Annotated in this window: 17 protein-coding genes; 12 read left to right on the top strand and 5 right to left on the bottom strand. The window is 73.4% G+C overall.

Features of this window, described 5'->3' with window-relative positions; translation table 11 throughout:
* The first annotated feature begins 56 nt into the window (after positions 1-56).
* The 5 genes from KGD84_RS26490 to KGD84_RS26470 all read left to right on the top strand — a co-directional run bounded on the left by KGD84_RS26490 (position 57) and on the right by KGD84_RS26470 (position 7,975).
* Positions 57-845 (top strand): enoyl-CoA hydratase/isomerase family protein, encoded by a 789-nt coding sequence (locus KGD84_RS26490; RefSeq protein WP_220563070.1) that lies wholly within the window; start codon positions 57-59, stop codon positions 843-845.
* 420 nt (positions 846-1,265) lie between these two features.
* The gene (locus tag KGD84_RS26485; RefSeq protein ID WP_255646821.1) at positions 1,266-3,710 is read left to right on the top strand and encodes a serine/threonine protein kinase; all 2,445 of its coding nucleotides are present in this window, start codon (positions 1,266-1,268) and stop codon (positions 3,708-3,710) included.
* 497 nt (positions 3,711-4,207) lie between these two features.
* Complete coding sequence (locus KGD84_RS26480; protein WP_220563069.1) at positions 4,208-4,987, top strand: electron transfer flavoprotein subunit beta/FixA family protein; 780 nt, start codon at positions 4,208-4,210, stop codon at positions 4,985-4,987.
* A gap of 33 nt (positions 4,988-5,020) precedes the next feature.
* Positions 5,021-5,965 carry an electron transfer flavoprotein subunit alpha/FixB family protein gene (locus KGD84_RS26475; protein ID WP_220563068.1) on the top strand — a complete coding sequence of 315 codons (945 nt, stop codon included), beginning with the start codon at positions 5,021-5,023 and terminating at the stop codon, positions 5,963-5,965.
* 270 nt (positions 5,966-6,235) lie between these two features.
* A complete protein-coding gene (locus KGD84_RS26470; protein WP_220563067.1) occupies positions 6,236-7,975 on the top strand; it encodes a RelA/SpoT family protein in 1,740 nt (579 codons plus the stop codon).
* 69 nt (positions 7,976-8,044) lie between these two features.
* Here KGD84_RS26470 and KGD84_RS26460 read toward each other — a convergent pair whose 3' ends face one another.
* The gene (locus KGD84_RS26460; RefSeq protein WP_220563066.1) at positions 8,045-8,506 is read right to left on the bottom strand and encodes a hypothetical protein; all 462 of its coding nucleotides are present in this window, start codon (positions 8,504-8,506) and stop codon (positions 8,045-8,047) included.
* A gap of 305 nt (positions 8,507-8,811) precedes the next feature.
* On the opposite strand from KGD84_RS26460, the gene KGD84_RS26455 reads away from it, so the two are divergent.
* Positions 8,812-9,144 carry an SCO4225 family membrane protein gene (locus tag KGD84_RS26455; protein ID WP_220563065.1) on the top strand — a complete coding sequence of 111 codons (333 nt, stop codon included), beginning with the start codon at positions 8,812-8,814 and terminating at the stop codon, positions 9,142-9,144.
* Positions 9,145-9,346: 202 nt separating this feature from the next.
* Here KGD84_RS26455 and KGD84_RS26450 read toward each other — a convergent pair whose 3' ends face one another.
* Complete coding sequence (locus KGD84_RS26450; protein ID WP_220563064.1) at positions 9,347-9,961, bottom strand: TetR/AcrR family transcriptional regulator; 615 nt, start codon at positions 9,959-9,961, stop codon at positions 9,347-9,349.
* A gap of 50 nt (positions 9,962-10,011) precedes the next feature.
* Here KGD84_RS26450 and KGD84_RS26445 point away from each other — a divergent pair, with 50 nt between their 5' ends.
* From KGD84_RS26445 to ligD, 3 genes are all read left to right on the top strand, one after another.
* Positions 10,012-10,563, top strand: coding sequence for a GNAT family N-acetyltransferase (locus tag KGD84_RS26445; RefSeq protein ID WP_220563063.1), 552 nt, complete (start codon positions 10,012-10,014; stop codon positions 10,561-10,563).
* An 81-nt stretch (positions 10,564-10,644) separates the two neighbouring features.
* The gene (locus KGD84_RS26440) at positions 10,645-11,031 is read left to right on the top strand and encodes a hypothetical protein (protein ID WP_255646820.1); all 387 of its coding nucleotides are present in this window, start codon (positions 10,645-10,647) and stop codon (positions 11,029-11,031) included.
* 2,447 nt (positions 11,032-13,478) lie between these two features.
* Entirely contained in the window at positions 13,479-14,369 is an 891-nt protein-coding gene (gene ligD, locus KGD84_RS26435; protein WP_255646819.1) for a non-homologous end-joining DNA ligase, read from the top strand.
* Positions 14,370-14,413: 44 nt separating this feature from the next.
* On the opposite strand, the gene KGD84_RS26430 is transcribed toward ligD, so the two are convergent.
* Positions 14,414-15,388, bottom strand: coding sequence for a glycoside hydrolase family 6 protein (locus KGD84_RS26430; protein WP_220563061.1), 975 nt, complete (start codon positions 15,386-15,388; stop codon positions 14,414-14,416).
* A 270-nt stretch (positions 15,389-15,658) separates the two neighbouring features.
* On the opposite strand from KGD84_RS26430, the gene KGD84_RS26425 reads away from it, so the two are divergent.
* Both KGD84_RS26425 and KGD84_RS26420 read left to right on the top strand, forming a co-directional pair.
* Positions 15,659-16,669 (top strand): LacI family DNA-binding transcriptional regulator, encoded by a 1,011-nt coding sequence (locus KGD84_RS26425; RefSeq protein ID WP_220563060.1) that lies wholly within the window; start codon positions 15,659-15,661, stop codon positions 16,667-16,669.
* A gap of 115 nt (positions 16,670-16,784) precedes the next feature.
* The gene (locus KGD84_RS26420; RefSeq protein ID WP_220563059.1) at positions 16,785-18,071 is read left to right on the top strand and encodes a hemolysin family protein; all 1,287 of its coding nucleotides are present in this window, start codon (positions 16,785-16,787) and stop codon (positions 18,069-18,071) included.
* On the opposite strand, the gene KGD84_RS26415 is transcribed toward KGD84_RS26420, so the two are convergent.
* Positions 18,045-18,803 carry a class I SAM-dependent methyltransferase gene (locus tag KGD84_RS26415; RefSeq protein WP_220563058.1) on the bottom strand — a complete coding sequence of 253 codons (759 nt, stop codon included), beginning with the start codon at positions 18,801-18,803 and terminating at the stop codon, positions 18,045-18,047. The two genes, KGD84_RS26420 and KGD84_RS26415, sit on opposite strands and share 27 nt — an antisense overlap.
* The gene (locus tag KGD84_RS26410) at positions 18,800-19,528 is read right to left on the bottom strand and encodes a class I SAM-dependent methyltransferase (RefSeq protein WP_255646818.1); all 729 of its coding nucleotides are present in this window, start codon (positions 19,526-19,528) and stop codon (positions 18,800-18,802) included. Before KGD84_RS26410 ends, KGD84_RS26415 begins: the two co-directional genes overlap by 4 nt.
* A gap of 150 nt (positions 19,529-19,678) precedes the next feature.
* Between KGD84_RS26410 and KGD84_RS26405 the strand changes: the two genes are divergently transcribed.
* The gene (locus KGD84_RS26405) at positions 19,679-21,760 is read left to right on the top strand and encodes a hypothetical protein (RefSeq protein ID WP_220563056.1); all 2,082 of its coding nucleotides are present in this window, start codon (positions 19,679-19,681) and stop codon (positions 21,758-21,760) included.
* Positions 21,761-21,764: the final 4 nt, after the last annotated feature.

Below are 21,764 nucleotides of genomic sequence, written 5' to 3'. Positions count from 1 at the left end.
TGATAGGAATCCCTGGGACCCAGACACTGACGTCGACAAGCGAAGAGGTGGAGCACGTGGCCGAGTTCGTGCGCGTGGAGACCGACCCCGAGCACCCGGCGGTCGCCGTGATCCGGCTGGACCGCCCCAAGGTGAACGCGCTCAACGCGGTACTGACCGCCGAGATCGCCGAGGCCGCCGCGCAGGTCGCCGCCGACCCGGCGGCCCGCGCGGTCGTGGTCTACGGCGGCGAGCGGTTCTTCGTGGCGGGGGCCGACATCAAGGAGATGGCCGAGCGCACCCACGCGCAGATGCTGGAGTACGCCCGCGACCTCCAGAAGGCGCTGACCGCCGTGGCGCGCATCCCCAAGCCCGTGGTCGCGGCCGTCACCGGCTACGCCCTGGGCGGCGGCCTGGAGCTGGCGCTGGCCGCCGACTTCCGGGTGGTGGGGAGCAAGGCCAAGCTGGGCGTCCCCGAGATCCAGCTCGGCGTGATCCCCGGCGCAGGCGGCACCCAGCGGCTGCCCCGGCTCATCGGCCCGGCCCGCGCCAAGGAGATGATCTTCAGCGGCCGCCACGTGGACGCCGCCGAGGCGAAGGAGATCGGCCTGGCGGACGCCGTCGTCGCCGACGAGGACGTCTACGCCGAGGCGGTGGCCTTCGTCGCCCGCTTCGCCGAGGGCCCCGCGGTGGCGCTGGCCGCCGCCAAGGAGGCCGTGGACCGCGGCATGGAGACCGACCTGGACACCGGGCTGGAGATCGAGCGCCTGCACTTCGCCGGGCTGTTCGCCACCGAGGACCAGAAGACCGGCATGCGCAGCTTCATCGAGCAGGGGCCCGGCAAGGCGGTCTTCAACGGCCGCTGACCCGCCGGGGCCGCCCCGCGGCCGGTGCCGCGGCACCGGCCGCGGGGCGCGGGGTGAGAAGGGGCACGGCGGGACCCGGCACGGGCCGCCGGTCCGCGGGGCCGGTACGGAGGACGGGGCGGGTGGGACGGGCACACACGGACCGAAACACCCTTCCCGGAGACCGAAACCGGCCAGTTCGGACAGGTGGAGGGGAACCGCACGCCCGGATTTTCCGTCATACTCGGTGGTGGTCGTCCGACGAGGGACCGACCGCCGGAGCCCCCAGACTTCCCGGCGGAGCCGAACAGACCACAACGGCCCCATCGGGGCCCGTACAAGCCAATGGTGACCCATTCCCCCGGCCGATAAGCTGGACGTGGCGGTTATGCGGTCTTTTGAGGGGATGAGTACTCGATGGCAATGTCGGCAGGTTTCCCCATGGGTGAGGAGCTGCCGGAGCGCATCGGCCACTACGTGATCCGCCGCCGCATCGGATCGGGCGGCATGGGCGTGGTGTACCAGGCCGAAGATCCCCGGACCCAGCAGTTCGTCGCGGTGAAGGTCCTCAAGCCCGAGGTCGCCGGAGACCGCATCGCCCGCGCCCGGCTCGCCCGCGAGGTCGAGACGATGCGCCGGGTGCAGAGCCCCAACGTCGCCGAGGTCATCGACGCCAACATCGACGCCGAGCTGCCCTGGGTGGTCACCGAGTACATCCCCGGTCCCACCCTGGACGCCACCGTCACCGACCACGGGCCGCTGCGCGGGCGCGCGCTCACCCGCTTCATCACCGGCCTGGCCCGGGCGATCAAGGACATCCACGCGGTCGACGTCATCCACCGCGACCTCAAGCCCGGCAACGTCATCATCTCCAACGGCGAGCCGATCGTCATCGACTTCGGCATCGCGCACGCCGTCGACGGCGCCAAGCTCACCCAGACCGGCACCTTCGTCGGCACGCCCAGCTACCTCTCCCCGGAGGTCATCGAGGGCACCGCGCTGGGGCCGGCCACCGACATCCACGCCTGGGGCGGCACCGTCGCCTTCGCCTCCACCGGCCGCCCGCCCTACGGCGCGGGCGCCTTCGAGGTGATCTTCTTCCGCATCCTCAACGGCGAGATCGACATGGACGGGATGCACGAGGCGCTGCGGCCGCTGGTCACGCGCGCCGTCTCCCGCGACATGCGGCGCCGTCCCACCGCCGCCGAGCTGGTGGAGGAGGCCGGGCGGCTCAACCTCGACCTGCCCTGGACCGAGGACCCCGGGGCCAAGTCCGCGGGGCTGACGGGCGGGCACACCGTCTACCACTCGCCGGTGCCCGGGAGCGACACCGGCGGCACGGCCGCCGCGGACCCGGGCGGCTCCGGGTCGGGCGCGGGCGGCGCCGCGGGCGCGGCCCTGGGCGGTGCGGCGCTGGGCGGCGCGGCCGGGTACCTGGCCAGCCGGATGACGCAGGGCGGGGGCGAGGGCTGGACCAGCGGTCCCAACCCCGCGGCCAGCGCCTGGTCCGCTCCGGGCGACCAGCGCCGGGAGGCGCGCTCGGAGTCGGGCGGACTGCCCGGCGACGAGGCCACCGACGACCTCTCGGGCGGCCGCGGCCGCGGCTGGGAGGACGAGGCCACGGACGACCTGTCCGGCGGCTGGGGCGCCGGTGAGGAGGCCACCGACGACCTGGGCGGGGCCGGCACCGAGCGCATCGGCCCCGGCCGCTTCGACGACCCGGGCGACCGGGGCACGGAGCGGATCGCCCCCGCGGGGGCGGACGACCTGGACGACCCGCAGGGCACCATGCGGATCGACCCGCTCGCCGACGACGCGGGAACGCAGCGCTTCACCCCGGTGTCCGCCGGCGACGACCAGGGCACCGTGCGGATCGACCCGGCGGAGGGCGGCTCCAACGACCCGCAGGGCACGATGATGCTCGACCCGGTGAACGGCGGCTCCGACGACCCGCAGGGCACCATGATGCTCGACCCGCGCGAGACGGCGCGGGGCAAGCGCTCCTCACTCGACTACGAGGAGCCGTACGAGCAGCAGTACGAGTCGCCGCAGACCCAGTTCTTCAACACGCCGCTGCACAAGGGCGACTTCTCGGACATCCTCACCCCCGTCGACGAGGACGGCGGGCGCAGCCGGCACACGCAGGAGTTCGACGAGGACGACGAGGAGCAGGGCGGCTGGCTGAACCGCTTCCGTCGCGGCGGCAACGACCGGATGGGCGGCTACTTCCGGGGCGACAACAACACCGGCGAGTACGACGAGTACGACTCCCTCTACGAGGACGGGGACGGCGAGGAGTACGAGGAGCGGGTGTACCAGATGCACCCGCTGATCCTCATCCCGGTGGTGCTGGCGCTGGCCGGCCTGGGCCTGGTGTTCCCGTGGATCGGCATCCTGCTGGGCATCCTGGTCATCGCCGGGCTGAGCGCGCTGGACGTGGTCAAGGCCGAGCACGCCAAGCGGCTCCAGACGCGCGGCCCGCGCAACTCCGACAGCGTGGTGGTGGCGCTCAGCTTCCCCTGGGCGTTCGGGCGGATGCTGCTGCGCACCGTCGGGTTCGGCCTGGTGTACCTGGTGGCGGGCATCCTCGTGGGCCTGGTCTACGCCCAGATCGTGGAGACCGGCGACTCCGGGGCCAACTACATCGGCGGGTTCGCGGTGTTCGTGACGATGCTGCTCAGCTACCTGATGCCCAGCGGCCGCCAGGCCCGGCACCAGGCGGTGTGGCTGGTGGAGCGGGTCCGGTTCCGCAACCTGTACCTGTACATCGGCGTGATCGTCGCGGTGGTGCTGCTGACGATGCTCATCCTGTCGTTCGGCTTCGGCTCCGCGCCGGACTGGCGCCTGGGGCCGCTCCGGGGCCCCTCGGACTGGTTCGGCGGCTGACGCCCGCCGCGCGTCCCGGACGCCCCCGCTCCTCCTCGGAGAGCGGGGGCGCCCCCGTTTCCGGGGGAGTGCGGGGGCCGTGGGGGCGGCGGGGCCGCCGGGCCGGGGGAGCCGTGGGGGCCGCCGATCGCCCCGGTGCGGGGGCGGTGCGGCTGCGGGGCCGCGGCACGCGGTGGTTAAGGTGTGAGAAGGGCCTCCGACCCCGCGCGCGCACGGCCCGCAGAACCGGTGGAACGCCTGATGGCGCCGCTCGTTCGGTTCGCGCTATCCGTAGGGGTTAGGGTTTCCTAAGTAAAAGCGGGGGCCGCGGGTTGGCCTTCATGCTACTAGCCAGTAACATCTGGACTATGAGCACACCGCGGGGCCGATCGACCGGAAAGACCGGACCCGCCGTCGGATGACCGAACGTCGTTCGACATTGTTGGGCAGTACGGGGCGCGCCAGCGTCCGGCCGCCGCACGGCGGATCATGGAGTGCAGGGAGGTCGGCCACCGGCCATGAATATTGTCGTTTTGGTCAAGCAGGTCCCGGACACGGCGACCGAACGGAAGCTCAACGCCGCCGACAACACGCTGGACCGCGCAGCGTCCGACGGCGTCGTCAACGAGCTCGACGAGTACGCGATCGAGGAAGCCCTCCTGCTCAAGGAGAAGCACGGCGGCGAGGTCACCATCCTGACGATGGGGCCGGACCAGGCCACGGACTCGATCCGCAAGGCGCTGTCCATGGGCGCCGACAAGGCCGTCTTCGTCAACGACGACGCCCTCCACGGCTCGGACTCCCTCCAGACCGCCTACGCGCTCGCGCAGGCCCTGGGCACCCTGGAGTTCGACCTCGTCGTCCTGGGCTCGGAGTCCACCGACGCCCGCACCGGCGTCGTCGGCGCCGCGCTCGCCGAGTACCTCGGCCTGCCCCAGCTCACGCTGGCCGGCAAGGTCGACGTGGACGGCGGCGCCATCAGGATCCAGCGGCAGACCGACTACGGCTACGACGTCGTCGAGGCGCAGCTGCCCGCCGTCGTCTCCGTCGTGGAGAAGATCAACGAGCCGCGCTACCCGTCCTTCAAGCTGATCATGCAGGCGAAGAAGAAGCCGGTGGACAAGAAGTCCGCGGCCGACGCCGGCATCGACACCGCCAAGGTCGGACTGGCCAACGCCACCACCGAGACCGTCGACTTCGCCGCCGCGCCGCCGCGCGCCGCGGGCACGATCGTCAAGGACGAGGGCGACGGCGGCGTGAAGATCGCCGACTTCCTCGCCGAGAAGAAGTTCGTGTAGGTCAGGCGAGAGACTCAGGAAGGTTCAAGGATTATGGCTGAGGTCCTCGTCCTCGTCGACCACGTCGACGGACAGGTCAAGAAGGTCACCACCGAGCTGCTGACCGCCGCGCGCCGCATCGGCGAGCCCGCCGCGGTCTGGGTCGGCGAAGGTGCGGAGTCGGGCAAGGCCGCGCTGGCCGAGTTCGGCGCCGAGAAGGTCTACGTCGCTCCGGCCGAGCTCAACGACTACGTCGTCGCGCCCAAGGCCGAGCTGCTCGCCAAGCTCGCCCAGGACAAGGGCGCCGCCGCCGTCCTCGTCTCGGCCACCGCCGAGAACAAGGAGATCGCCGGCCGCACCGCCGTCAAGCTGGGCTCGGGCGTGCTCACCGACGTGGTCGACGTCAACGCCGACCTGGTCACCGAGCACAGCATCTTCGGCGGCGCCACCGTCACCCACGGCCGCGTCCGGACCGGCGTCCCGGTCATCGCGGTCCGCCCGAACTCCATCCCGGCCGAGGCCGCCGCCGGCGCCGCCGCCGAGGAGGCCGTCACCGTCGAGCTGTCGGACGCCGCCAAGACCGCCAAGGTCGTCGAGCGCGTCGTCCAGGAGCAGGGCGAGCGCCCCGAGCTGACCGAGGCCGCCGTCGTGGTCTCCGGCGGCCGCGGCGTGGGCTCCGACGACTTCACCGTCGTCGAGAACCTCGCCGACTCGCTCGGTGCCGCCGTCGGCGCGTCCCGCGCCGCCGTCGACTCCGGCTGGTACCCGAACCAGTTCCAGGTCGGCCAGACGGGCAAGACGGTCAGCCCGAACCTGTACATCGCCCTGGGCATCTCCGGCGCGATCCAGCACCGGGCCGGCATGCAGACCTCGAAGAACATCGTCGCGGTCAACAAGGACCCCGAGGCGCCGATCTTCGAGCTGGTGGACTTCGGTGTCGTGGGCGACCTGCACACCGTCGCCCCGCAGCTGACCGAGGAGATCAAGAAGCGCAAGTAGCCGCACCCACCCGTGACCGGCCGCCGCCGGTCGCGGGCGGCGCGGGCGCCGCGCTCGCGACCCCCGAACGCCCGGCCAGGACCCTGGCCGGGCGTTCGCGCGTCCCGGGCCGGGGGAGCGGGGACGGGGTGACCCACCTCTCCCGGGAACGGCGATCCCCTGCCCGCAGCCGGTTCCGGAGCGGGTTGCGGGGTTCGTGGGCCGGAGGCGCGCGGGGATAAGTAGGCTTAGCGGAATACCCGGTCCGCAGCGCGATGGGAAGGGGTCCATATGGGTGCTCCCGATGTGGATGTGACGGCCTCCACCGAGTGGTGGCGCGGGCTCAACCAGGCCAAGGCCACCACCCGCCCCGCTTCCGAGGCCGAACCGCTCATCGCCGAGCACCTGCGCTGGTACCCCAAGGCCGACACCGCCCTGCTGGCGCGCGCCTACGCCGTCGCCGACCACCTGCACCGGGAGCAGAAGCGCAAGAGCGGCGAGCCCTTCATCATCCACCCCCTGGCCGTCGCCACGATCCTCGCCGAGCTCGGCCTCGACACCGCCACCCTCGTCGCCGCGCTCCTGCACGACACCGTGGAGGACACCCCGTTCAGCCTCGCCCACCTCGCCGCGGAGTTCGGCACCGAGGTGGGCGTCATGGTCGACGGGGTCACCAAGGTCGACCGGTCCATGTACGGCAGCGCCGCCGCCGGCGAGACCTTCCGCAAGATGGTCGTGGCCGCCCGCGACGACCTGCGGGTCCTGCTGATCAAGCTCGCCGACCGGGTGCACAACCTGCGCACCCTCCAGTTCCAGCCGCCGCACAAGCGGGTGAAGATCGCCAGGGGCACCCGGGAGCTGCTCATCCCGCTGGCCGAGCGGCTGGGCGTGTACAAGCTCAAACGGGAACTCGAGGACCTGTGTTTCGAGTACCTGGAGACCGAGGAGTTCGAGCGCACCCGCGAGTGCGCCGCCCTGGTCCGGGGGCGCGCGCGGCCGGAGACCGAGGCCCTGACGGTGGCCCTGCGCGACAGCCTGGCGGCGTTCCGGGTCAAGGCGGACGTGGAGGTGCGCCCGCGCCACCTGGCGTCGGTCTTCCACTCCGGCGCCCCGCTGGCCGCCCTGGACCCGCAGGCGACCGTGCGGTACCTGGTGGTGGTCCGCGGCGAGGAGCGCAACGCCTACCTGGCGCTCGGGGCGGTCCACGGCCGGTGGCAGCCGGTCCCCGCGAAGTTCCGCGACTTCATCGCCTCGCCCAAGTACAACCTGTACCGGGCGCTGCACACGACCGTGCTCACCGACACCGGGCACCGGGTGCAGATCATCATCTGCGACAACCGCGCCCAGCAGGTGTCGGAGTACGGGATCATCGCCGAGATCCACGAGCGCACCGGCCGCGACGGGCGGCTGGCCGCCGGGGGCACCACCGACCCGGAGTGGCTGACCCGGCTGCTGCGCTGGCAGGAGGGCGCCTCGGCGGAGGAGCTGCTGGAGGGGGTGCGTACCGACCTGGCGGACAGCATCACGGTGCTCACCGCGGACGGTGTGGTCCTCATGCTGCCCGAGGGGTCGACCCCGGTGGACGTGGCCTACGCCCTGGACAACGAGATCGGCGACCGGTTCTCGGCGGCGACGGTCAACGGGCGGCTGGCGCTGCCCAGCGCCCAGGTGCGGGAGGGCGACACCGTCCAGATCATCACCAAGGCCGAACCGGGCCCGGACCGGGCGTGGCTGGAGTCGGTGCGCACCGGCAAGGCGCGGGTGGCGATCGGGGCGTGGCACCGCACCCGGGACCGCGAGCGCGCCGAGGTCGCGGGACGGCGCAGGATGGCGGATTCCATGGGCGGCGACCGGAGCCTGATCGAGGCGGAGTCGTCGGGGGACATGATCAGCGTGGCCCGGCGGGCCGGGTACGCCACGCTGGAGGAGTACTACGTGGCCATGGGGTACGGCCAGATCGACCCCGCGGACGCGCCGGCCCGCCCGGCCCCCGCCCCGCCGCGCGAGGGCACCGACACCGAGCAGGCCTGACGCCGGCGCCCCGGTGGGTGGGGACCCGGCGGGAGGGGCGCCGGCGGGCGCAGCGGCCGGGCGCGGGGCTCAGGTGACGTGGCGGGCGCGGGCGCGGATGCGCGCGGCCGAGACCGGCTCGTACACCGAGATCGCGTCCGTGAGCAGCTTGGGCATGCGCGGACTCCGGCCCTCCTCGGGGATGAGGAGCAGCGGGAGCGAACCGGCCTCCTGTGGCGGAGGGGTGTTGTCGATCCCCGCGGAGAGGAGCTCCCGGTGGCCCTCGGGGGTCCGGGGCCAGGTGAGGACCGACTCCCCGGCCTCGATGGGGCGGGGGAGGGAGTCCACGACCTCCCACATCGGTTCGGTGTTCGTCTCCTCGACGAACACCACCCCCAGGGCGGTGGGCAGGTAGAGGGTGCCGCCGTCGCAGCCGACCAGGACCGAGGACCAGAACCTGTTCGGGCAGAAGACGTAGACGCGCTCGTTCCTCATGTCGTCGGCGAGGCGCTCGGCGGCGTCGGCGGCGGGGAGCGGTATCGGTTTCTGCATGGTCCGATCCTCACACCTGCGGGCGGGGCCGGTGGGGGTTTCCCGGTTTTCCGCGGCGACGGGAGGGGTCTTCGCGACCGGCCCGGGGCACGGGACCGGGCGGTTCGGACGCCGACGGGCCGCCGCTCGCCCGGGTCGACGGGAGCCCGCCGGCCGCCCAGGCGGCGAGTACGAGCCAGGGGAACGCCAGGTCGGGCACGGATGTGGCGGGAGGGGCCGCGTTCCCCCTGAGTACGGGTACTCACGACAGGGGAGCGGCCGCGCCCCACCATGGAGGGCATTCCACCTCTTCACCAAGGGAGACGATGAACGCTCATCCCCTCGTCCGGCTGACCTTCGCCAACCCGGCCTCGGCGATCTACCTCGGGCTCGTCGGAAGCTCCATCGTGATGGCCGCGGCCGTCACCGCGTTCAGCGCCGACCCCGGATTCGTCTGGGTGTGGCCCGCCCTGTTCACCTTCCCCGCCTTCGCGGCCGTGACGACCATCGCCGACGCGGTCTGGGGGCTGGACGCGCCCCTGTGGTTCCTCGGCGTCGGGCTCGTCGTCTGCGCCCTGGTCCAGTCCTTCATCCTGGGATCGCTCCTGGCCGGTGTGCGGCGCCTCTTCCGCGGGACCCTCGGCCCGGCCCGCGACTGACCCGCGCGGTTCCGGCCGGTCCCCGGGGCGGGCGCACGCGGGTGTGCGCCCGCCATCCGAAAGCGCGGCTCCCCGGGGGCGGGGCACGCGCCGCATTCTCACGGTGGTGCGCGATCTGGAGATCCCGGGCTGCCGGGGCGCTCTCCGGCAGGAGGCCGTCCTCCGCTCCGGCCGGGCACGAGCCGGTCGGCCCGGCAGGTGTTCACCGCCCGAGCGGCGGCCTCGGCCGGTGCGAGGCGGCCAGGGCGGCCAGATGTTCGTCCAGGAGTTCGATATGCCGCCGGGGTGGGAACGCCGCCGGATCGAACAGGGCCTGGACCACCAGGCCGAGGACGAAGGCCTGGGCCCGGGCCGCGATGTCGGCGGGCTCGCCGGAGGGGAGTTCGCCCGATTCCTGGGCTGCGATGACGCGCTCGGTCAGCCGCTGCCGGCTCTGCGCGTACTTGCGGGCGTAGGCGCCGCTCAGAGCGGGCTCGGAGAGCGCGGTGTCCCAGGAGGAGACCCAGATGCGGTTGGTGTCGGCGGCCTCGGGGGTCAGCGGCAGGATGTCCAGAAGCGCGTCCCTGAGAGCGGCCAGGCCTTCGCCCGTTCGGCGGCGGGGACGGTCGACGGTGCGCTGCTCCAGCAGGTCGAGCGCGTACTCCACCAGGGCGCGCTTGGTGGGGAAGTAGTGCGTGAGCAGGCCGGTGGTCGCGCCGAGCTCGGCGGCGACGGCGCGCAGGGTCAGGCCGGCGAAGCCGCGGGTGGCCATCACCTGCCAGACGGCCGCGGAGACATCGCGTCGGCGGGCCTCATGGTCTCCCTTGGTTCGTGGCATACGACTACGGTACTTTTCCATAACGCTTGTTATGTGAATGGGGAGGTTCCATGTTCTCACTGTCGCTGCGCGACGGTGCCCGCCTCGCTCCGCTCGAGATCTGGCACGCCGAGGAATTCGCCGACCACCTGGACCGGGCCCGCGAACACATCCGCCCCTGGGTCGGACCCACCTTCGTCACGGACGACGTGGAGGGGGCGAGGGCCACGCTCAGACGGTATGCCGAACACCAGGCCCAGGACGGTGCCCGCCTGTACGGCATCCGGATGGACGGGGTGCTCGTCGGCGGCGTGATGTTCACGGCCTTCGACCCCGTCGGCGGCACGTGCGAGATCGGCTGCTGGCTCGAGCCGTCCGCCGAGGGGCACGGGCTGGTCACGCAGGCGTGCGGGGTGCTGCTGGACTGGGCGCTGACGTTCCGGGGGCTGCACCGGGCCGAATGGCACTGCCGTGCCGACAACGACCGCAGTTCGGCGGTGGCCGAGCGGCTCGGCATGACGTTGGAGGGCGTACGCCGCGAGGCATGGCAGTACCGGGGTGTGCGCTACGACAAGCAGATCTGGGCGATCCTCGCCCCCGAATGGCGGGGTTCGGGACGGTGAGCGGATCCGGGGGAGGGGAGCCGAAGCGGAACGGTCCCCGTGGTCTTGCGGGCAGGTGGAGACCCGGGCGATACTGCCCGCATGTGCACCCGCCCCACCCACCTCGGACGCCATCACGTGTGCCTGGAATGCCGGATCGGGTTCAAGCACCGTGTCGATGAACCGCGCGCCCGGGTGTGCCCGAACTGTGCGGGCGAGCTGATCGACGCCGGGAGCGATCTGGAGGTGCCCCGGCGCGGAGATGACGCCGGATGGCGGGTGCTGGGGACGCTGCTCCGTGCCGGGGTCACCTTCCACTCCACCTGCTGCGACGGCCCGGGATGGCGGCCACGCACCATGGCGCAGGTCAGGGAACGACTGGCCGCCGCCGAGCGCACGGGTGTTCCCGTGGCCGAAGCGCTGACCACTGTCGACGTGGACGAGATCGGTCGCGGGTCCGGTCCCAGGGCGGCGCTGAGCGGGGGGTGAACGGGGGCTTCGCCGCGGGGGTTCCCACTCGACTGGGAGCCTCAGCCTCAGCCACAGCCGGAAGGTGAACCGCCGTAGGGGGTGTCCACCTGGCAGGGCCCTTGGCCACAGCCAGGGGGCATCGCTGGACCCCCGGCCCAGGGGGCCGCAGGTGGCTTCCCGTCCCGGCCCGAGAGGCACCCCCATGCTCTTCCAACGCTGTGGTGGGTGGCGGGTCGGTCTGTTGGGGGCCGAGCCACTACCGGAGGGCGGATCATCTCCTTCGACCCCAGGGGCGGGGGTGGGCGTTCCCGCTGCCCCGCGCACATGGGGGTGGGGCCGCGCGTATCTGCGGGATCTGGCCGCAGGGGGTTTCCCGCCTGACCGGAACCTCAGCCACCGCCGGGAGGTAGACCGCTACCTCCGCCCCAGGGGGTTTCCCACCCGACCGGGTTCCTCAGCCACAGCCGGAAGGTGAACCGCTTCCTGCGCCGCAGGGGGTTTCCCACCCGACCGGGGCCTCCGCCACAGCCGGAAGGTGAACCGCTTCCTGTGCCGCAGGGGGTTTCTCACCCGATTGGAAACCTCCGCCCCAGCCGTGCCAGGCCAGTGGGGTGCCCGGCCCCAGGGGGTCTTCGCCGAGGTAGTTGTAGGTTTCCAAGAGCTCGGCCGCTTGGGGTGGGCGGTCCGCGCCGGGTGGGCCCGGCCCCGGCCGCAGTCGGTGTGCGGCAGACCGCCGGGGGGAATCGTTGGGCGCGCGTGGCGGGTGGTGGGGGTGTGTATGCCGGAGCCGGGTGCACGCGGAGCGCGCACACCCGCACCGGCTGGAAAGGTTGGGGGCGCCGGCGGCGGTGCGGGGGCTCCACGCTGTTGCCTACTCCCGCACGTGACCGCGGTACGGACGGGAGCGGGGGTGAAAGCCGCACGTACCCGCGACCCCGGCCCCAGACCGGGCACAGGACCGCGCACCTCAGCCTCAGGGGGTGCAGGCCGCGCGCACGCGCGGTACCAACCCGAGGGGGTGAGGGAGGGGGGACCGCGCCCCTCGCCCGAGGGGGTTTCGCCGCACGTTCCCGCGACCCCGGCCCCAGACCGGGCACAGGACCTCGCACCTCAGCCTCAGGGGGTGAAAGCCGCGCGTGCCCACAGCCCCGAGCCACAGGGGGTGAACGTGCACGTGCTCGCGAGCCCCGCCCAGGCCCGGAGGAGAGACCGCGTACCTTCACCCCGCCGTGGCCGGGGTCGCGGTCCTGTATCCGGGCTGTGGCCGAGGCTGTGGGTATGCACCGCTTTCATTCCCTGGGGCAGGGGTCGCGGGCCTTCCTTCTCACACCCCCTGGGGTGGAGGTCGCGGTCCGGTGTCCGGGCTGTGGCCGAGGTCGCGGGAACGTGCGGCAACACCCTCTGGGGCGGGGGTTGCGGTTCCTCCTCCCCAACCCCCCTCTGGCTGATGCCGCGGGTGCGTGCGGCCTTCACCCCCGCTCCCGTCCGTACCGCGGTCATCCGCGGGAGTAGGCGACAGCGTGGAGCGCCCTCACCGCCGCCGGCGCCCACAACCTTTCCAACCGGTGCGGGTGTGCGCACCTCGCGCGGACCCGTCCCCGGAAAGCGCACCCCCACCACCCACCACGTGCGCCCAACGAAACCGCCCGGCGCTCTGCCGGAGGCTGACTGCGCGGGGACGGATCCACGCTCCGCGGCTGTACCTTCACAAGCGATCGGGCTTTTGGAAACCAGTCACCTGTGGCTGCGACCACAGACCGCCGTTCCCACATGGCGGACGTCTTGGAAACCTCACAGTCCGTTTCACCCCCTGGGGCCGAGGCCCCGGTCGGGTGCACCAACCCCCCTGGGGCCGGGGCGGGAAGCCGCCTGCGGCCCTCACCCCCTGGGGCGGGGGCCCAGCGATGCCCTCCGGCTGTGGCTCGGGGCCCCGGTCGGGTGGGAAACCCCCTGGGGCGGGGGCCCAGCGACGCCCTCCGGCTGTGGCTGAGGGCCCCGGTCGGGTGAGAAACCCCCTGGGGCCGGGGCCGGCAGGTACGTGCGGCCCTCACCCCCGTGTGTCCGGGGCGGTGGGAACGCCCATCCCCACCCCCTGGGGTCGAAGGAGATGATCCGCCCTCCGGTCGCGGCTCGGCCCCCGACAGACACACCCGCCACCCATCACAGCGTTGAAAGAGCATGGGACACCCCTCGGGCCGCAGCGGGAAGCCACCCGCGGCCTTCACCCCCTGTGGCGGGGGCGCTGCGATGCCCTCCGGCAGTGGCTCAGGTTCCCGGTCGGGTGGGAAACCCCTCTGGGCGGGGGAGCAGCGATGCCTCCGGCTGTGGTTGAGGGCCCCGGTCGGGTGGGCCGACCCCCTCTGGGGCCGGGCCGGGAGTGGTGTGCTCGCACGTCACGGCCCTGCCGGGCTCCGGGTGAACGGTTTTCCTCCGTGTGGGTAGGGGACCTCCGGGAGGTGGTCGCCGTGGGGGACGGTGTGAGGATCCGGGCGGGGCGCCGGGTGGTCGAGGTGAAGCGCCCGGACAAGGAGCTCTTCGGGGCGGGCGGCCCCACCAAGGAGGACCTGGCCCGCTACCACCTGCGGATCGCGCCGCTGATGCTGCCGCACCTCAAGGGCCGCCCGGTGGCGCTGGAGCGCTATCCCGGCGGCGTCGGCAAAACCGGGTTCTTCGTCAAGCACCCCTCGGTGCCCGACTGGGTGCGCACCCTGGAGATCGAGGGCGAGCCGATGATGGAGGCCCGCGACGCCGCCACCCTGGTGTGGTGCGCCGACCAGGCCGCGATCACCCTGCACGCCTGGCAGTCCCGCGAACCCCGCCTGGGCCGGCCCGACCTCCTGATCCTCGACCTGGACCCGCCCGACACCGACCCCGGCGCGTTCGCCGCCTGCAAGGCGGCCGCCCGGGACGCTCGCGAGGTCCTGGAGGAGGCGGGCCTGGCCGCCTACGTCATGACCACCGGCTCCAAGGGCCTGCACGTCCGTTCGCCGCTGCGCCCCGAGCTGGACGACCAGGAGGTCCGGGACCTGGCGAAGCTCCTCGCGGAACGGGTGGCCGAGCGCGCACCCGGGGAGCGCACCACGGAGGTGCGCAAGAACAAGCGTGAGGGCCGCCTGTTCGTCGACTACCTCCGCAACGGCCGCGAGCAGCTGGCGGTCGCCCCCTACTCGGTCCGGGTCCGCGAGGGCGCCCCGGTGGCCGCGCCGCTGTTCTGGGAGGAGCTGGACGGCCTGGAGTCGCCCCGCGCCTTCGGCCTGGACCTGGAGCGGGAGGAGTGTCCCTTCCGGGGCATGCACCGCCGCGCCCGCTCCCCGAAGAGGGCGCGCGACCGGCTCGGCCGACCGCGCGCCGCCTGACCGCGCGCCGCCCGGTCCCGGGCGGCGCGCGGACGGGCCGGGGGCTAGTACCCGTAGATCATCCTGTACGCGACCTCCGGCAGGAAGTCCCCGGCCCGGGACCCCTGTCCGACACCGCAGTCACCGTCGGACTCGCCCGGGGTCTTGATCCACAGGAGCATCTCAGCCCCGCCGCCCAGCCGCGTGGGCGTTCCCAGCCTGCGCCCCGCCGGGTTGCACCACTCCCCGTTGGACCCGTTGCCGTTGCGGCTGGTGTCCACCACGAACGGCTTCGTGTACCCGTACCGGGAGGAGAGCACCTGGTTGATCCTCTGGGCGTAGGCGGTGTTCTCCCCGGTGGTGAAGTAGTTCGACACGTTCAGCGAGAACCCCCGGGCCCCGCTGAGCCCGGCCTGGTGCAGGCGCTCGGCCACGGTCGCGGCGTCGAGCCACCCCGGGTTGCCCGCGTCCATGTACACCCACGTGTTGGGGGCCTGGTTCCGGAACTGCGTGAGGGCGTTGGACAGCATGCCCCGGCGCTCGGCGATCTCGTCCGGGCTCATGCAGTCGTAGTCGCCGAGGGAGTCCGGTTCCAGGATGACGACGGCCGGGCGGTGGCCGACGCCCCCGGCGAAGGCGCCGATCCACGTCGCGTACTCGGCGGGCGAGGCCGCGCCGCCCGAGGAGTGCCCGCCGCAGGCGTCGCGCCCGTACATGTTGTAGGCGACGAGGACGGGCAGCTTGTCCTGCTGGTCCGCCCGGCCGACGTAGGAGCCGGTGGCCGGGCCGATGCTGCCGCTCCAGGACCCGAACCAGCGGGCCATGGGAACGGAGGCGATCGAGGAGGTGATCGCCGCGGCCCGCCCGTCGTGCGGGTTGGCGGCGGCCCAGGCGCCCGGTGTGGAGGCGGGGTCGACGTAGAAGCCGCTGGTCATGGAGACCGGGTCTCCGGCGCGGGCGGCGTTGGCGGGTGGGGCGACGGCGAGGGCCAATGGCAGGGCGAGGATCGCGGCCGCGATCGAGCGGGTGAGGCGACGCATGGGTGGTACCCCTGTCTCTGCGCTGTTCGTGGCACGCCGCGCGGTGTGCGCGGCGCTGCCCCGGGCTTTCGTGGAAGCGCTCCCATTGGAAGCGCTTCCAGTCCGATCCCGGGTAGTGGTGAGGCGCCTCACATCATGAGTTTCCCTGGAACCACCGTCAAGGGGGTGAAGGGAAATCTCCTCCGGAGCCGTTCGGGGCTGACTCCGGAGTTAAACTGGAACCGCTTCCAGTCGAGCCCACGACCGCCCTGCCGGGAAGAACGGACCGCGATGACCGAGCAGCGCCCTCCCGCCCCCACCCTCGACGCCGTGGCCGCCCGCGCCGGGGTGTCCCGCTCCGTCGCCTCCCGGGCGCTCAACGGCGCCCCGCACGTCAGCCGGGACAAGCGCGAGGCGGTCCGGCGCGCGGTCCGGGAGCTGGGCTACGTGCCCGACACCAGGGCCCGCGCCCTGGCCACCCGGCGCAGCGGCACGGCCGCCCTGGTCGTCTCCGGCGAGGACCCGTCGATCTTCGCCGACCCCTTCTTCGCCCAGGTCATCGTCGGCCTGTCCGCCGCCCTGGAGGAGGGCGACCTGCACCTCATGCTGTGCCTGGCCGCCTCCGAGCGCGGCCGCCGCCGGGTGGAGGAGCTGCTGCGCTCCCGGGGCACCGACGGCGTGATGCCGATGGCGATGCGCGAGGGCGACCCCCTGCTGCCGGTGTTCGCCGCCTCCGAGGTGCCGGTGGTCTTCGGGGGACTGCCCCCCGGCCCCGCCCCCCGCTGGTACGTCGACGTCGACAACGCCGGCGGCGCACGGCTGGCCACCGAGCACCTGATCGCCCGCGGCTGCCGCCGGGTGGCCATGATCTCCGGCCCCGCCGACACCGAGGTCTCCCGTGCCCGCGAGCGCGGCCACCGGGAGGCCCTCGCCCTGGCCGGACGGGAATTCCTCGCACCCGAGCGCGGGGACTTCACCGAGGCCGGCGGCGCCGCCGCCATGTCCCGCCTGCTGGAACGCCTTCCGGACGTGGACGGGGTGTTCGCCGCCAACGACAACATGGCCGCGGGCGCCCTGCGCGTCCTGCGCGCGGCGGGCCGGGACGTCCCCGGCGACGTCTCCCTGGTGGGGTTCGACGACTTGGACACCGCACGCACCCGCGAGCCCGCGCTGACCACCGTGCACCAGCCCGTCCGGGCCCTGGGCCGCGAGACGGCCCGGATGCTCCTCACCGTCCTGGGCGGAGGCGAGGCCACCCCGCTGATCCTGCCCACCGAGCTGGTCGTCCGCTCCACGTCCTGAGCGGCGCCGCCCCCTGTCCGGGCGGGGCCCGGCCGGGACGTGTGTGGAGGGCGGGGAATCGGGGAAGACCCCCATCCCAGCACAGCACAGCGCAACCGACCCACGGGAGCACCACATGGAGGGCTACGGGGCCCAGATCGGCCTCGTGCTGGTCTTGGTCGTGGTGAACGCCCTGTTCGCCGGCAGCGAGATCGCGCTGGTCACCCTGCGCGAGGGCCAGATCCGCCGCCTGGAGGCGGGCGGCCGGGCGGGCCGGGCCGTCGCCAGGCTCGCCCGGGACCCCAACCGCTTCCTGGCCACCATCCAGATCTTCATCACGCTCGCCGGCTTCCTCGCCTCCGCGACCGCCGCCGTCACGCTGGCCGGGCCGCTGGTCGAGCCGCTGGGCTTCCTCGGCCCCTACGCCGCCCCGACGTCCGTCGTCCTGGTCACCCTGCTGCTGACCTTCCTCACCCTGGTCCTGGGCGAGCTCGCGCCCAAGCGCATCGCCATGCAGCGCGCCGAGGCGTGGTCGCTGCTGGCGGCCCGCCCCCTCGACCTGCTCGCCGCCCTTTCGCGCCCGGTGGTGTGGCTGCTCGGGGTCTCCACCGACCTGGTGGTGCGGGTCTTCGGCGGCGACCCGGGGGCGGAGCGGGAGGACGTCACCGAGGAGGAGCTGCGGGACATGATCGTCTCGCGCGGCGACATCACCCCCGAGCAGCGGCACATCCTGGCCGGGGCGTTCGACATCCGCGAGCGCAAGGTCCGCCAGGTGCTGGTCCCGCGCCCCGAGGTCGACGTGGTCCCCGCGGGGACCACGGCCCGGGAGGCGCTGCGCATGCTCGCCGACCACGGCCACTCGCGGGCCCCCGTGGTGGCGGCCGGGGACGTGGACGACGTGCTCGGGGTGGTCCACTGGTCGGACCTGATCGGCCGGGACGACAGCGACGTCGCCGTCCTGATCCGCGAACCCCTCCTGCTCCCCGACTCGCTGTCGGTGTCGGAGGCCCTGCGGCGGATGACCGCCGACCGCCGCCAGCTGGCCGTGGTCATCGGCGAGGCCGGGGACGTCAGCGGGATCGTCTCGCTGGAGGACCTGCTGGAGGAGATCGTCGGCGACATCGCCGACGAGACCGACGAGCGGGACCCCGGGGTCGCCCGGCTGGACGGGGGCGCGCTGCGCGTCCCGGGCGCCTACCCGGTGCACGACCTGCCCCTGCTGGGGGTGGAGGTCGCCGACCCGCCCGAGGGCTCCTACGTCACGGTCGCCGGGATGGTGCTGGTCCTGCTCGGCCACATCCCCGGCGGGCCGGGGGAGCGGGTCGAGCTGGGCGGATGGAGCGCGACGGTGGACGCGGCCGACGGCCGGGTGATCAGCAGCCTGGTGCTGGCGCCCTCAACGCTTGCGCAGCACCAGCAGTAGGTTCCAGGTGACGACCTCGCGCAGCCCCGGCACGCGCACGACCGGCTTGACCCAGGTCGGCAGGTAGCGGGGCCGCAGGTCCACGGGCTCGACGTCGGCGCGGCGGCGCGCCCACCGCAGCATCTCGCCCGCGTGGGCCGCGTACATGGTGCGGCCGAAGTCGTTCTTGGGCCTGCGCCCGTTGCGGCGGGCGAACCGCTCGGCGGCGTACCGGCCGCCCAGGTAGTGCCAGGGCGAGGTCTCGTGCCCGCCCCAGGGCGAGAACCACAGCGTGTACGACAGGTACACCAGCCCGCCGGGCCGGGTCACCCGCACCATCTCGTCGGCCATGCGCACCCGGTCCGGGACGTGCTCCAGCACGTTGGAGGAGAAGCACACGTCCACCGACCCGGTGCGCAGCGGCAGGTCCAGCGCGCTGCCCTGGAGGGCGAACGCGTCCGCGGAGCGCCCGTGCAGGGTCATCTCGTGGGCGTCGGAGTCGATGCACAGGCAGCGGGCGCCCGCCTCGCGCAGGGCGTCGGCGAAGTACCCGGGCCCGCCGCCCACGTCCACCACCAGCCGGCCGTCCAGCGGCGTGTACGAGCGCAGCTGGGCGACGGTGTCGCGGGCGAGGGTGCCGTAGAAGAACGCGGGGTCGGTCTGCTCCCTGCGGAACGCCGAGAACAGCGCGACCGACCGGCCCAGGGTGGCGCGGAACGGCACCGTGCCGTCGGGGCGGGCGACGGTGGTCATCCCCCCACCGCCACGTAGTGGCGCAAGTGCCGCCAGTGGTCGCCGCCCCAGTACTCGTCGGAGGCGGCGATGCGCGCCTGGGGGAGCAGCTCGGCCAGGCGCTCGGTGCGCAGGGTGTGCATGCGCATTGGGGCGGGGTAGCGCAGCAGCGTCCGCTGGGCCCAGGCCACCAGGGGCCAGGGCGCGTACCGGAACACCAGCCCCTTGAAGGTGCGGCGCTCGCCCTCGGGGACGCCCAGCACCATGGCCCCGCCCGGGCGCACGACCCGGGCGAACTCGCGCACGTACCCCTCGGCCAGCTCCGGGGGCAGGTGCTGGAGCACCAGGTCGGTGTAGACGAGGTCGAAGGAGCCGTCCTCGAACATCGACAGGTCGGGCCGCTCGTTGAGGACGAACTCGATGCGCCCGCCGGAGCGGTCCAGCCGCCGCGCCTCCTCCAGCATGGGCGCCGAGATGTCGACGCCCACGACCCGGTCGAAGTGCGCGGCCAGCGCGTTGGACAGCCGTCCCGCGCCGCAGCCGAAGTCGAGCACCCGGCCGCCCTCGGGGCGCAGCCCCAGCTCGTCCAGGCGGGCCACCGCGGGGTCGACGGCGGCGCGGCCGGAGGCGAGGAACTCGTCGTCGTCCCAGCCGCCGTCGCGCTTGGCGGGGTCGACGCACACCGCCCACAGGGGTTCGGTGGCCCCCAGCCGGGTCCAGTCGCGGCGGACCTGTTCGAGTCCCACCACATCACCTCCAGGGGCGTTCTGAATCAAGTTCCCGTTCGGAGCATCCCGAGTGGAAAGACCAGTGTCAACAGCGATGCCGAAACTGGAACCTGTTGTATTCTGGCATCCGTTTTCCGGCTTGGCCAACCAGCGGCGGGGAGAGTACCGATGCCGTCCACCACCCCCACGACCGGTCCGGATCGGGAACCGGAGGTCGAGGTCAGGGTACGCCGCCCGGCCGAGGAGCCCGAGGACGAGGGCCCCGGCATCGGCGCGATGGCGGCCGAGTCCCTGCGCGCGCTGCGGGAGGCCTCCCGGGACAACGTGTTCCGCGCGGCGATGGCCGTCCTGGTGGTGGCGCTGGCCGCCAAGGTCTTCGTCCTGAACGCGTCCTACTTCGTCGAGGACGACTTTTTGTTCTTCGGCGCCGCCTACGCCACCGACCTCACCCCGGACTACCTGTTCTCCCTGCACAAGGGCCACTTCATGCCCGGGGCGATGTTCCTGGTCTACCTCCAGACGGCCTTCTGGCCGTACAACTGGTGGGTGAGCGCCGGGGTGATGCTGGGGCTCCAGGCCCTGGCGCTGCTGGTGTTCCTGCGGCTGCTGTGGGAGCTGTTCGGCCGCCGCTGGGCGCTGCTGATCCCGTTCACGGTCTACGCGCTGGCCCCGCTGACCATCCCGGTGCTGGGCTGGTGGGCGGCGGCGCTGAACGCGGTGCCGTTCCAGCTGGCCATCCTGCTGGCCCTGCTGTGGACGGTCCGCTACGTGCGCACCGGCGACCCCCGGTACGGCTGGTGGACGACGGCCGCGGTGGTCTTCGGCATGTTCTTCTCGGTGAAGGCGCTGTTCCTGCCCTCGCTGCTGTTCGTGTTCGCCGTCGCGTTCCTGTACCCCGGGAGCCTCTTCGCGGGGGCGGTGCGGGCGTTCCGCGCGCACCGCGCGTTCTGGGCCGCGATGGTCGCCATGACCCTGGGCTACCTGGTCCTGTACCTGGTCAGCCAGAACACCGGCAGCGGCACCGAGGGCGCCGGGGTGCCCGAGGCCGAGGCGGCCGCCGAGCTGCTGCGGCGCATGCTGGGGCAGGTGTTCCCGGTGGGCGCGCTGGGCGGCCCCTTCGAGTGGGCGATCATCACCCCGGCGGGCGGCCTGATCGAACCGCGCGGGTTCGTGGTGCTGGGCGCGGGCGTCATGTGGCTCGTCGTCGTCCTGAGCAGCCTGTGGCTGCGCGGACGCGCCTGGCGGGCGTGGGCGCTGCTGCTGGGCTACCTGGTCTTCGTGGACGCGATCCCGACCGTGATCGCGCGCGGCCGCGGGCACGGCCTGGCCGGGGCCGACCCCCGGTACGTGGCCGACGCGGCGCTGGTCTTCGCCCTGTGCCTGGCGCTGGCCTTCCTCGTGGTGCGCGAGCAGCGCGCCCGGGAGTCGGTCTCCACGGCCGGGGTCCCGCTCACCACGCGCGCGGCACCGGGCCGCCGGGCCCGGCGCAACCGGGCGGTCGCGGCCGCGGTGCTGACGGCCGGCTACGCCGCGGGCGCCCTGTACTCCACCTACACCTACGCCGGGACGCTCAACGGCGACCGGCTGCGCGAGTACATGGACAACGTGCGCGCCTCCATGGCGGACCTGCCGGAGGAGGGCGCGTTCTACCCGCGGCCGGTCCCGGAGGACGTGGTCCTGGACTGGAACGGCGACCGGCGGCTCACCTCCTACGTGCTGCCGCCGATGGCCCCGGAGCGGGACGGGGACCGGTTCGCGCACCCGGAGCAGGGCGCCGCCGCGTACGTGTTCGACGACGAGGGGACCCTGGTCCCGGGCGAGCACACCCTGTTCAGCAGCACGTTCCTGCCCGGGCCCGAGGACGAGTGCCTGGGGACGCTGGAGGGCGCGGTGTCCTGGCCCGCGCTGGCGCAGGGAGGCCCCCAACAGGTGGCGACGGTCGCCTACACCGCGGACGCGGACACGCAGCTGGTGGTGTCGGTGGGCGGCGGCTGGATCGAGGCGGTCCTGCCGGCGGCCCCCGACGGCGGCTTCTGGCACCTGCCGGTGCCCCAGCAGGGGGACCGCCTCTCCCTGCTCACCGAGGGCGACGAGCTGTGCATGACGGCGGTGGCCATCGGCGGGCTGGCCCCGGACGCGGAGGGCGGCCACCCGATCCCGCTCTCCCAGGAGGAGCCCGCCGAGCCCGGGGAGGGGACCGGGGACGGCGCCGAGGACGGGGACGCCGGGGAGGCCGCGGAGGGGGAGTGAGCCC

This window comes from Nocardiopsis changdeensis (assembly GCF_018316655.1).
GTDB classification, from domain to species: Bacteria; Actinomycetota; Actinomycetes; order Streptosporangiales; family Streptosporangiaceae; genus Nocardiopsis; species Nocardiopsis changdeensis.
This window is presented reverse-complemented; position numbering and strand designations above follow the sequence as displayed.

Bases quoted from the DNA above. Each gene is read 5' to 3' on its own strand.
- KGD84_RS26480 (WP_220563069.1), top strand. From the start codon at position 4,208: ATGAATATTGTCGTTTTGGTCAAGCAGGTCCCGGACACGGCGACCGAA.
- KGD84_RS26405 (WP_220563056.1), top strand. From the start codon at position 19,679: ATGCCGTCCACCACCCCCACGACCGGTCCGGATCGGGAACCGGAGGTC.
- KGD84_RS26440 (WP_255646820.1), top strand. From the start codon at position 10,645: ATGTGCACCCGCCCCACCCACCTCGGACGCCATCACGTGTGCCTGGAA.
- KGD84_RS26450 (WP_220563064.1), bottom strand. From the start codon at position 9,961: ATGCCACGAACCAAGGGAGACCATGAGGCCCGCCGACGCGATGTCTCC.
- KGD84_RS26455 (WP_220563065.1), top strand. From the start codon at position 8,812: ATGAACGCTCATCCCCTCGTCCGGCTGACCTTCGCCAACCCGGCCTCG.
- KGD84_RS26420 (WP_220563059.1), top strand. From the start codon at position 16,785: ATGGAGGGCTACGGGGCCCAGATCGGCCTCGTGCTGGTCTTGGTCGTG.
- KGD84_RS26470 (WP_220563067.1), top strand. From the start codon at position 6,236: ATGGGTGCTCCCGATGTGGATGTGACGGCCTCCACCGAGTGGTGGCGC.
- KGD84_RS26430 (WP_220563061.1), bottom strand. From the start codon at position 15,388: ATGCGTCGCCTCACCCGCTCGATCGCGGCCGCGATCCTCGCCCTGCCA.
- KGD84_RS26460 (WP_220563066.1), bottom strand. From the start codon at position 8,506: ATGCAGAAACCGATACCGCTCCCCGCCGCCGACGCCGCCGAGCGCCTC.
- KGD84_RS26415 (WP_220563058.1), bottom strand. From the start codon at position 18,803: ATGACCACCGTCGCCCGCCCCGACGGCACGGTGCCGTTCCGCGCCACC.
- KGD84_RS26475 (WP_220563068.1), top strand. From the start codon at position 5,021: ATGGCTGAGGTCCTCGTCCTCGTCGACCACGTCGACGGACAGGTCAAG.
- KGD84_RS26445 (WP_220563063.1), top strand. From the start codon at position 10,012: ATGTTCTCACTGTCGCTGCGCGACGGTGCCCGCCTCGCTCCGCTCGAG.
- KGD84_RS26485 (WP_255646821.1), top strand. From the start codon at position 1,266: ATGGGTGAGGAGCTGCCGGAGCGCATCGGCCACTACGTGATCCGCCGC.
- KGD84_RS26425 (WP_220563060.1), top strand. From the start codon at position 15,659: ATGACCGAGCAGCGCCCTCCCGCCCCCACCCTCGACGCCGTGGCCGCC.